This window comes from Streptomyces sp. NPDC020362 (assembly GCF_040642095.1).
Lineage (GTDB): Bacteria > Actinomycetota > Actinomycetes > Streptomycetales > Streptomycetaceae > Streptomyces.
In genome coordinates, this window is record NZ_JBFAET010000007.1 from 123,665 (window position 1) to 133,771 (window position 10,107).

Sequence of the window (10,107 nt, forward strand, 5' to 3'; positions counted from 1 at the left end):
GTGGCTCAACGGACAACCAACGACCAGCCCAAAGCCCTCAAGCCCGCCCTCGATTCCATGACCTTGCTGGTCGCCGCTGTCATCGTCCACGACAAGGCCACCAACCGCGTCGTCCTCCTCCAGCGCAGCCAGAACGCCAAGTTCGCCCAGGGCATGTGGGACCTGCCTGTCGGTAAGAGCGAGCCCGGTGAGCCGATTACCGAGACCGCCGTACGCGAGCTGTACGAGGAGACCGGCCTGACTGTGAAGCCGCAGTCCATGAAGGTCGCCCACATCATCCATGGCGCCTGGGGTGTCGAGGCACCCAACGGCTTTCTCACCGTCGTCTTCGCCGCGCAGGAATGGACCGGCGAACCGGAGAACCGCGAACCTCGCAAGCACGCTCAGGTCTGCTGGGTCGACGCCGATGTCCTCCCAGAGGAGTTCGTGGACACCACCGCGAGCGCCCTCCACCGCTATCTCGCTGGTGGCCCTCAGGTATCGCTGGATGGGTGGAAGTAGGGCAGCACGGCGTCAGCGTGGCCCTGCGCGACCCGGAGCAGGGGCCAGGACGTCGGCGTAGGCGTCAATGTGGTCGTCGGGAACGTCGATGAGGTCGCCGAAGACGTGGCCGTCCCGCAGACGATCAGGCGGACACCGGGGGGATCCGCTCGATCTGGGTGCACAGGGTGTTCAGGAAGGCCGGGGAGAGGCGTTCGCCCTGGTCGTGGAGGTGACCGAGGACCTTGGCCGGGTTGGGGATGGACTTGCAGGGGAAGCCGGGCAGAGCGAAGACGATGGGGACGCCGTCGCGCATGAAGGCGGACTCATGCAGGGTGCCGTCAGTTACTCAGGGCGGCCTCGGCCTCCGCGACGGTCGCAAAGACCCGCAGGACCTGATCGGCTCCGGTCATCTCCAGGACCCGGTGCAACTTGTCCGGGACGCAGGCCAGGACCAGCACCACGGCAGCCCTTTCTGCCTCACGGCGGGCTCCCAGCAGCACGTTCAACCCCGCCGAGTCGCAGAACGGCGCATCCGCCAAGTCCAGCACGACGCCCCGTTCCGCGCGCTCGATCACCTGCGTCAGCTGCCCGCTCAGCTCAAGCCGCGAGACATAGTCCATGACCCCGCGCACCTTCGCGACCAGGCAGGTGCCCGACACGGTCGTCTCGACCGATGGAAGATCATCCACAACGCTTGCCCATCCGTCTCGCCCGGAATCTGAAGAGATGCCGTCGAGACTATCCGCCGAGTGGTCGTGCCTGTGGCGGGGTTGAGGGGGTATGTGCTGTAAGTCGGCGGGGTCAGCGTGAGGCGGCAGGATGGACGAGGCGACGGAAGGCGGCGGCAGAGAGTCGCTGGTCGCCAGGCCGGCATCGGTGGCTGCGGCGTTCGAGGGCAGTGAGGAGATCGCCGAAGCCCGTGACCTGGCCCGGTCGTTCCTCGTGAAGCTGCGGGCCGTGCATGGGCTACCGGTTTCCGGCCGAGCGATGGGCATGGTCCAGCTGGTGGTGAGCGAACTGGTGACCAATGCCCGCAAGTACGCGCCTGGCCCCTGCTTGCTGACGCTCGAGGTCGAGGAGGGAACCGTCGAGGTCAGTGTGTGGGACAGCAGCACGATGCTGCCGTCGGTGCTGGCAGCGGACCCCGAGCGGATCGGTCAGCACGGTTTGGAGATTGTCATGGCGGTGTGCCGGAGCTTCGCTGTCCACCGCGAACCGGTGGGCAAGCGGATCACGGCGGCTGTCGTCCTCGTCGATGACCCCGGCGGAGACCCTGGCGGCCACCAGGTGCTGTGAGTCAGGCGCGCCGGATCCAGGGCTGGGCGTGCCTGCTTCGAAAGACAAGCTGGAGCGCTTGGGACCACAGATAGCCCCTTCGCCGCACTGGCCGGCAGACTTGTCACGATCGCCGGCCTGCGACTGACCGTGACCGGGTGATCGCGATGGGCGTGTCCGGCTGAGAGACGGGGAAGGAATGCGGCTAGGCCGGTTGTGCTCCCCGAGGCGCGGCCGGCCCCTCGGCTGCCCATGCTGACCTGGCATTTGACCAAGTCATCGGCCGACCGGCCGCGTCACGCCCAGGTCTCGGTCGGCATGAGGGCGGCCGAGATCCGTTTGCTCCCGGTGCGCAGTGAACAGCGAAGCTCCAGCACACGGCCGTCACGATCTCCAGCACTGTCTCCTGGTCAGGGCGGTCGGGTCGTTGCGGCCAGGCGGACGACGACCATGGCGATGTCGTCCGTGGCGCCGCTGGCAAGGCCCAGGCCGGCCAGGAGGGCGTCGGCGAGGTGTTCCGGGCCGAACCCGGTGCAGGTGGCGAGCATGTAGGTCAGGCGGTCAAGACCGGTGTCGATGTCCTCGCCGCGGCGTTCGATTAGGCCGTCGGTGTAGAGGATCAGGGTGTCCCCGGGGGTGTAGGTGGTGGTGGCCTGGGGGCGGGGGACGTGTTCGGGGCGGGCGCCCAGCGGTGGGTCGGTGGCCTGGTCGAGCAGGTCGCAGGAGCCGTTAGGGTGCAGCAGGACGGGTGGGGGGTGGCCGGCGCTGCTGTAGATGAGCAGATGGCTGTGGCAGTCGACCAGTACCTGGACGGCGGTGGCGGCCAGTGCTCCCTCGACCGAGCGGGCGTAGAGCCCCAGGACCTCCAGTGCCTGGGCGGGGCCGTGGACGGTGCGGGTGGCGGCGCTCAGCGCGCTGCGCAGCCTGCCCATGACGGTGGCGGCTATCAGCCCGTGGCCGACCACGTCACCGACCGCGACGGCGAAGCGGCCCGCGGGCAGGTCGACCGCGTCGTACCAGTCACCACACACATTCAGCGCTCCGACGGCGGGCAGGTAGCGCACGGCAATGTCCGGGTGCCGGGCCAGGTCCGGGGTGTGGAGCATGGTTTCCTGCAGGGCGACGGCGATGCGCCGTTCCCGGGCGTGCGCCTGTTGCAGTTCCTCGTTGAGCTGTTGCAGCTGCCGGGCCCGGGCGTACAGCTCGGCTTCCATGGCCGCTTCTCTGCCGGGGCTGACCGAGGGCTCAAGCGCGGTGCGGCGGGCGCGGACGACGTCGGTCATGTCCTCGGACCGGTGGAGGATCCAGACGACCTTGCCGTCGGGGCCGAGGACGGGCACGTTGATCGCGGTCCACCACCGCTCCTTGAACACCTCGGGGTTGCCGGCGACCGGGATGTCGTACCTCTGCAGCGCCATGTGATCGGTCTGACCGGAGGACAGCACCCGGTGCAGCGAGGCTTTCAGCGTCTCCACCCCGTCGGCCTCCGGGGCGGCGGGGTTGTCCGGGAAGACGTCGAAGAGGTACTGCCCGACCAGCTCGGCCCGACTCCGCCCGGTCCCCTCGCAGAAGGCCGGGTTGGCAGCGGCGATCACCAGGTCCGTGCCCAGCATCAGGCACGGGCTCGGAAGGACGGCGAACACCGCCGTGTAGTCGATCTCCGGTGCCGTCACACGTATGTCCCTGCGAGTTGCTCCCTCCTCAATCTACGAAAGGCCCAGCTGCCGCGCCCGCCGAGCTCCCCATGGGCAGCGGGGGTGGCGCCTGCGTACCCCGATCCGGCTGTCGCCCTGGCCGGGGCCCTCTCGCTGTGTGGTGTCCCAGGATCGGCGGGCCGTTCTGGGCGGAGCAGCTGTCAGCGCACCGAGGAGGCCCACCGAGAGCGACACCGCCTGGTGTCCGGGAGTGCAGGCCGCGGAGGGAGCGCAGGCCGCCATCCGTGAACCCGGCCGTGCGATTTGGCGGGGTCGGCCGTAGCCTTCCGCCATGACTGAGACCCTGACGCCGACTCCCGATGATGCCTTCGAGATGCTGCTGGCAGGCAACCACCGGTTCGTCACCGGCTCGCCCGAGCACCCCAACCAGGACTCCGCACGCCGCGCCGAGACCGCCCCGGCTCAGAATCCCTTCGCGGTGCTGTTCGGCTGCTCCGATTCCCGGCTGGCCGCCGAGATCATCTTCGACCGGGGGCTCGGGGATCTGTTCGTGGTGCGCAACGCCGGGCATGTCGTCGGCGCGGAGACGCTGGGGAGTATCGAGTACGGCGTGAGTGTGCTGGGCTGCCCGCTGGTCGTGGTGCTGGGGCATGACTCGTGCGGGGCCGTCGCAGCTGCCCGGGCCGCCGCCGACGGCGGCCGGGTGCCCGCCGGTTTCGTCCGTGACGTTGTCGAGCGGGTGACCCCGAGTGTGCTGGCGGCCCGTGCCGCCGGACGCGAGCAGCCCGAGGAGATCCTGGCCGAGCACATAAGGCTCACCGTCGATCTGCTGCTGGAACGCTCCCGCGTGCTGGCCGAGCGAGTGGCCGCCGGCCGACTTGCCGTGGTGGGTCTGTCCTACCGCCTGGCCGACGGCAGTGCACAACTGGTCGCCTCCCACGGCCTGAGCAGGGCTGCCGCCCCCACACGGTGAAACCCGCTGCCGGCCAGCCCGGTGTTCAGTGCTGCTGGAGGCCGGGGACCGAGGAGGGCCGGGGCCCCGCGGCGCGGCGGAGCCGGTTGGCGATCGCGAGTCCCAGGCCCTCCTCCGCAGGCAAGGACGCGACGATGAGGTCGCACCCCTGCTGGTCGAGTTCGCGCAGGAACCCGTACAGGCCGCGCGCGTAGGCGGCCATCGCAGCGGGGACCGTCACCACGGCGTGCGCCTTCACCGGGGCGTCGGTGAAGGCGAGGGGAAGAAGGACGCCCACCTGGTGCCCCTGCTCCTGGGCGAGCTCCGCTTCGGCGACGACCTTCTCGGGCTCGACGAGGACGACCCGTGCGCGCGGCGCGTAGTGGGACGGATGCTGTCCCGGCACCCGGACGCGGCTGGTGGAGTGGACTGCAAGCGGGTGCCCCACCACCGCTTCGAGGTCCTCGCGTGTCACTCCGCCGGGCCGGAGGATGCTCGGAATCTCGCCCGTGACGTCGACGATGGTCGACTCGACACCGACCTCGCAGGGGCCGCCGTCCAGCACGAAGTCGACCGCCTCGCCGAGCTCGGCCCGCACGTGGTCGGCGCTGGTGGGGCTGACCTGGCCGAAGCGGTTGGCGGACGGGGCCGTGACACCGCCACCGAAGGCCGACAGCAGCGCGAGTGCCACTGGGTGATCGGGCACGCGCACGGCCACCGTCTCCAGGCCACCCGTCGCTTCGAGGGGCACCCGGGGACCGCGCCGCAACACCAGCGTGAGCGGCCCCGGCCAGAAGTGTTCGGCCAGCAGCCGCGCCGCCGAGGGCACGCCCTCGACCCAGTCGTCCAGCTGCTCCGCGCCGCCGATGTGGACGATCAGCGGGTGGGAGGGCGGACGCCCCTTGACCTGGAAAATGCGGGTGACCGCGGCGGGGTCCTCGGCGTTGGCGCCCAGACCGTAGACGGTCTCGGTCGGGAGGGCCACCAGGCCGCCGGCGCGCAACACCCCGGCCGCCTTCTCGATGTCACTGGTACTTGCCGTCACGCTGACAATCCTCCCACTGTTCCGCTCCCCCCTTTTCCGTGGAGACCACTCCACGCTCATGGAGCGACGACCCATCGGGCGGCATCACGGGCAACGCGAGCGGCGGCGTACTCCGTTCCGGCGACGAAGCGCATCATAGGGCCGAACGTCGGGGCGGCCAGCGAACCAGCGACGTACAGACCAGGCACGGATGTTTCGAACGCCCCGGTCAGCTGAGGGGCCTTGGAGCCGGGCACGCAGACAACGTGCCGCCGTAGCGTAGGAGCGAGAAACGCAAGCGCGTCGATATCGAGGCGGTAACCGGTGGCGGCCAGCACGTGGTCAACAGCCAGAACCTCCGAACCGCCCGGCCAGGTGAGTTCCAGCCGGGCAGTGGAGCCGGATGCCTCGGCGCGGGTGACGCGGGACGAGGTGCGCACCGGCACGACATCCTCGACCCGGTCGCGCAGCCACCAGCCGCCGGAGGGCCCCAGCGCCCGGCGGAACAACAGCAGCCGGGCGGAAGCGGGGAGCCGCCGCACCCCGCCTGGTGCCCGGCAGACCGCGGCGAGTGTCCAGCCCGTCCCCAGGGGTGAGGCGGGCTGCGCGAGCCGCTGCGGCCAAGGCCGGGTCGGCTGCGGAACCGACCCCCACAGAACTCGCCGCTCGCGCACGAGCACCTGCACGTGGGCTCCGGCCTCATGCAGCAGCGCGGCGCTCTCCAGTGCGGACTGGCCTCCCCCGACGACGGCGATCCGCTGTCCGGCATACCGCGACAGGTCGCTGTGGTGGCTGGTGTGCGACACCAGGGCCCCGGCTCCCGCTCCGTCCGGCCCGAGGCGCAGCAACTCCTTCGGTATGTACGCCAGTCCGTTCAATCCGGTCGCCACCACGACGGCCGCCGCCGTCAGCTGCCGGCCGTCGTCGAGTCTCACGGCGAACCCGGAAGAGCTTGGGCCGCGGTCGACGCAGACGACCCTGGCCGGTTCCACGTCACCGACGTACCGCTTCTGGAACCACTGCCCGTAGCGCACGAACACGTCGCACGGGATCGGCGTCAGTTCCGTCAACTCCGACTCACCGTGCACCCTGCGGAAGTCCGCCAGCCGTCCACCCGGCTCGGGTGCAGACAGGTCGGTGGCATCCGGGGTCGACTTCAGGAACATCCCCGTGGCCATGGCATGCCGCCAACTGCCCATCACCTCCCCGAAGATCCGCACTGGAACCCCGGCAGCCCGCAGATGAGCGGCCACCGACAAGCCGTACGGGCCAGCGCCGACCACCACCACTGAGAGCCCTCCGCGTCCGCCGACCGCCCGCTCGTGAGCAGGGCGCTGCCCCGGAAGCGACTGCGTCATACATCCCCCCACCGATCAGCCCGCCGCCCTCCCCAGGGCAGCGCGACACCTCGGAACGCCCCGGCGGCCAACGGGCCACCGCACGCGATCCCCCTCCCGCAACCGAGTGTGACCCCTCAACCGCAGCCCGCCCAGGATTTCAGCACCCCTTGACCGAACCTAGTCAAAGCACCCGACATCCCAAGAAACACAGTGATCACGGAACTTACATGCGCTCATCGCCATCTGGCGGCCTCGATGGCTGAACGCAGTGCAGCCTCTCGTGCTGGCGACCCTCGTTCCTGCCCGGCGCCGGAGGCCGCCGTGCATGACAGGGGCTTTTCGCCCTCGTCAGCGTGGGTGTCCAGCTCCTCAGATTCGTCCGGATCGGGCCGGGGCACCGGCAGCGTTGCATGGTGCGGTCTGGATTGTGGTGGCTCAGGCTACGGGTACCCGTGCCTGCTCGGGTGCGGCGATGTCATTGCGGGTGACCGAGAGGTACACGACCAGGCCGAGGATGACCGCCAGGAACAGCACGCTGGTGACGACGGTTCCCAGGCCCAAGCCGCCGTCGCCGGTGGGCTGGGAGAGGTAGTCGCCCACCGAGGCACCGAGGGGCCGGGTGAGGATGTAGGCGATCCAGAAGCTCCAGACGGCGTTCAGGTCGAGGGAGAACCAGGCGAGGGCGATCGCGGCGATGGCCGCGGCGAAGAGCACGGCCGACACCCAGTAGCTGAGGTTTATCTCCTCGGCGACCAGGTCGCAGGCGGAGGTGCCGAGCGCGAAGGTGACCAGGACGGCGAGCCAGTAGAACGCCTCACGTCGGGTGGTGTCGATGTGGTGGATCGACAGGGTGCGCTCGGTGCGGTACCAGAGGGCGAAGACGATCACTAGGGCGATCGCGAAGACCGTGGTGGTGGTCTCCAGCGCCACGCCCATGCTGTCGGTGAGATTGTCGCTGACCAGGGTTCCGACGACGCTGATCAGGGCGACGGCGGGCCAGTACAGGCCCGGGCGGTAGCCCTTTGTGCGGAACTGCACCACCAGGACGACGGTGAGCAGCGCGCTCATCAGCAGCGAGACTCCGGTCAGCCCGAGGCCGGCCTTCTTGTTCAGGAGGTTGGCGGCGGTCTCGCCGACCTGGGTGCACAGCACCTTGATCACCCAGAAGCAGAAGGTGATCTCGGGCACCTTGTTCCAGCGCAGCCGGTGACGGGAAAGGGCTGCCTGGCCGACCTCCTCAAGCACCAGATCATCAGATGTCTCGTATGCCATGCTGCCCGACCGTGGCACCGGGTGCCTGAACACATCCTGACTGCCGCCGTGGATCACCCGCCCCGCCCGTTCCGTGCGCGCACCATGGCTCCATGCACACGCACGCACATGGTCTCCGCATAGCGGTCTTCCGTCCCGCCCCTGCCCCCGCGACGGAAGAAGACCGCCATGCACGCACCCGCGCCCACCGTCACCCCGACGCCCACTGACCGCGCGACCGCCTGGCTGCGGCGCCGTCTGGGCCGGGCCGTCGTCCTGTCCTACGCCGCAGCCCTGCTCATGCCGGGCCCCGGCCTGTGGCTGCGCCACTCCCACGCAGTGCCGCTCGGACCGCTGATCCGACTGCCGGTGTCCACCGCACCATGCCTGCTGTGGCTGGTGCTGTTCTCATCCGGACTCCAAGTCCCCGTCCGTGAGCTGGGCCGAGTCCTGCGGCGCCCGAGTGCACTGCTCGCCGGGCTCGCGCTGCACCTGGCGATCCCGTTGCTGGTCATCCCGCTCGTCGCGGTCCTGCTGCACGCCTCGCCCGACTCCGACGGCGGCAGCGGGCTGGTCACCGCGATGATCCTGATCGTGGCGATGCCCGTGGCGGCCGGCGCCACGGTGTGGACCGGCAAGGGCGACGGCGACCAGCCGACCATGGTCGGCCTGGTCCTCGCCTCCACCCTCATCAGCCCACTCACCACACCGCTCGTGATCGAGCTGCTGTCTCCGCTGCTCAGTGGCGGCTATGCCGGCTCGCTCGCCGCGAGTGTCCACACTGCGGGCGGCGGCTTCACCTTCGTCGGCGTGGTGCTGCCCTGCGCGGCGGGCATCCTGGTCCGGCTCGCCCTGCCCGCGTCGTTGCGCGGCCGGGTGCTGGGCGCAGTCGTGCCTGCAGCCCTGGCCGGCTCGCTGGTCCTGACGTACGTCAATGCCAGCGGCGCCCTCGGCTCCTTCGTCGCTCGGCCACGCCCGCTGCTGCTGGGCGCCGCGCTGGTCGTGGCGGCACTGGTCTGCCAGCTGTCGTTCGTGCTCGGCCGCTGCGCGGCGCGGCTGCTGCGGCTGGATCCGCCCGCCGCTTCATCGCTCACCCTCGCCTGCGGAATGAACAACAGCAGCGCCAGCGCCGTACTGATCACCGCCGTGCTCCCCGACAAACCACACCTACTGCTCCCGGTCCTCGCCTACGGCCTGCTCCAGAAGACAGCCGCCAACCGAGTCGTACGGGTCCGGCCTTCCACGGCGTTGCGTTCTATTGCCTAGAACATCGCGGACCTCGGCCCAACGCCGGGAACCGGCAGGACACCGGTGCGCGCTAGCTGTCGCAGCCTGTTCCCAGGATGCGACAGGCGTCGATGGCTGCGACCGTATGGGCGAAGAGCGATCGATGCGGGCGGGTCCGCATGGGAGGTGGTCTTGGCCATGGCGTATCCTCCGCACTTGCGAGAGCTGGTCGAACGATGCGAAACGCTGAGGCGTCGCCTGGCGGTCGACCACAGCGCCGAGACCGCCCGACGGCTTGAAGATGCGACCCACACACTGTGCCTGCTCACTGGCACCCGCCGACTGGATACGGCGCTGTACGTCGCCCGTCAGCAGATGGCCGAGGCGATGAGACGCAGGCAGCCCAACCAGCACTGAAACGCTCAGCCGTAAGTGTCCAGGTCAGATAGGACACGCTGGCTGCGGTCCGAAAACGGTCAATACGGTCCCAGATCCTCGCCACCACGGATCTGGGACCGCCATCATGCGCGCTAGGAACAACGTACTGCGAACAGCCCGTTCCGAGACCGATGAGTGATCGATCAACAAAACCGGGTTCGCGGCCTGTCGTCTTCACGCCACCCCAGCCCGCGACCTCTCGCGCCCGACTTCGCGGCTTCATGACAGGACAGGGCCGTGCGGCACCGGCGGTCTGCTACCGAACGTCAGGCGGCTGACCAGGGAAGATAGAGAATTGGGACGGGAGTATCTAGGGTCAGCACGTGGCTTTCATCATGGTGTGTGAAGACGACGCGGCGGTCCGCGGCGTCCTCAAGCGCGCCCTGGAGCACGACGGCCACACCGTCTCCGTCGCCGCCACGGCCGACAGCCTGCTGCGGCAGCTCGCACCGGCGCCCCATC

The 10,107-nt window shown here is 69.6% G+C and carries 10 protein-coding genes and 1 pseudogene; 5 read left to right on the plus strand and 6 right to left on the minus strand.

Translation table 11 applies throughout. From position 1 onward, the window contains the following. A complete protein-coding gene (locus AB0H32_RS05605) occupies nt 1–501 on the plus strand; it encodes an NUDIX domain-containing protein (protein ID WP_361114679.1) in 501 nt (166 codons plus the stop codon). Nucleotides 502–546: 45 nt separating this feature from the next. Here the strand turns inward: AB0H32_RS05605 and AB0H32_RS05610 are convergent. Both AB0H32_RS05610 and AB0H32_RS05615 read right to left on the minus strand, forming a co-directional pair. Then, nucleotides 547–799, minus strand: a pseudogene (locus tag AB0H32_RS05610) (L-tyrosine/L-tryptophan isonitrile synthase family protein); the annotation flags it as partial. Nucleotides 800–821: 22 nt separating this feature from the next. Next, nucleotides 822–1,172, minus strand: coding sequence for an STAS domain-containing protein (locus AB0H32_RS05615; RefSeq protein WP_361114682.1), 351 nt, complete (start codon nt 1,170–1,172; stop codon nt 822–824). Nucleotides 1,173–1,302: 130 nt separating this feature from the next. On the opposite strand from AB0H32_RS05615, the gene AB0H32_RS05620 reads away from it, so the two are divergent. Beyond that, a complete protein-coding gene (locus tag AB0H32_RS05620; protein ID WP_361114684.1) occupies nt 1,303–1,779 on the plus strand; it encodes an ATP-binding protein in 477 nt (158 codons plus the stop codon). 389 nt (nt 1,780–2,168) lie between these two features. On the opposite strand, the gene AB0H32_RS05625 is transcribed toward AB0H32_RS05620, so the two are convergent. After that, nucleotides 2,169–3,431, minus strand: coding sequence for a SpoIIE family protein phosphatase (locus AB0H32_RS05625; protein ID WP_361114686.1), 1,263 nt, complete (start codon nt 3,429–3,431; stop codon nt 2,169–2,171). Between the two features lie 313 nt (nt 3,432–3,744). On the opposite strand from AB0H32_RS05625, the gene AB0H32_RS05630 reads away from it, so the two are divergent. After that, complete coding sequence (locus AB0H32_RS05630) at nt 3,745–4,386, plus strand: carbonic anhydrase (protein ID WP_361114689.1); 642 nt, start codon at nt 3,745–3,747, stop codon at nt 4,384–4,386. Nucleotides 4,387–4,411: 25 nt separating this feature from the next. Here the strand turns inward: AB0H32_RS05630 and AB0H32_RS05635 are convergent, their stop codons facing one another. The 3 genes from AB0H32_RS05635 to AB0H32_RS05645 form a co-directional block, all read right to left on the minus strand. Continuing rightward, a complete protein-coding gene (locus AB0H32_RS05635; RefSeq protein ID WP_361114692.1) occupies nt 4,412–5,410 on the minus strand; it encodes an L-threonylcarbamoyladenylate synthase in 999 nt (332 codons plus the stop codon). A gap of 56 nt (nt 5,411–5,466) precedes the next feature. Continuing rightward, a complete protein-coding gene (locus AB0H32_RS05640; protein ID WP_361114695.1) occupies nt 5,467–6,747 on the minus strand; it encodes an FAD-dependent oxidoreductase in 1,281 nt (426 codons plus the stop codon). A gap of 417 nt (nt 6,748–7,164) precedes the next feature. Continuing rightward, the gene (locus AB0H32_RS05645) at nt 7,165–8,001 is read right to left on the minus strand and encodes a hypothetical protein (RefSeq protein ID WP_361114698.1); all 837 of its coding nucleotides are present in this window, start codon (nt 7,999–8,001) and stop codon (nt 7,165–7,167) included. A gap of 168 nt (nt 8,002–8,169) precedes the next feature. Between AB0H32_RS05645 and AB0H32_RS05650 the strand changes: the two genes are divergently transcribed. Together AB0H32_RS05650 and AB0H32_RS05655 are read left to right on the plus strand one after the other, a co-directional pair. Next, nucleotides 8,170–9,246, plus strand: a complete 1,077-nt coding sequence (locus AB0H32_RS05650; RefSeq protein WP_361114701.1) for a sodium-dependent transporter — start codon at nt 8,170–8,172, stop codon at nt 9,244–9,246. 159 nt (nt 9,247–9,405) lie between these two features. Further along, entirely contained in the window at nt 9,406–9,624 is a 219-nt protein-coding gene (locus AB0H32_RS05655; protein ID WP_361114704.1) for a DUF5133 domain-containing protein, read from the plus strand. Nucleotides 9,625–10,107 lie beyond the last annotated feature (483 nt).

Coding starts and splice junctions, on each gene's coding strand:
- AB0H32_RS05620 (WP_361114684.1), top strand. CDS start 1,303: ATGGACGAGGCGACGGAAGGCGGCGGCAGAGAGTCGCTGGTCGCCAGG.
- AB0H32_RS05630 (WP_361114689.1), top strand. CDS start 3,745: ATGACTGAGACCCTGACGCCGACTCCCGATGATGCCTTCGAGATGCTG.
- AB0H32_RS05640 (WP_361114695.1), bottom strand. CDS start 6,747: ATGACGCAGTCGCTTCCGGGGCAGCGCCCTGCTCACGAGCGGGCGGTC.
- AB0H32_RS05645 (WP_361114698.1), bottom strand. CDS start 8,001: ATGGCATACGAGACATCTGATGATCTGGTGCTTGAGGAGGTCGGCCAG.
- AB0H32_RS05650 (WP_361114701.1), top strand. CDS start 8,170: ATGCACGCACCCGCGCCCACCGTCACCCCGACGCCCACTGACCGCGCG.
- AB0H32_RS05655 (WP_361114704.1), top strand. CDS start 9,406: ATGGCGTATCCTCCGCACTTGCGAGAGCTGGTCGAACGATGCGAAACG.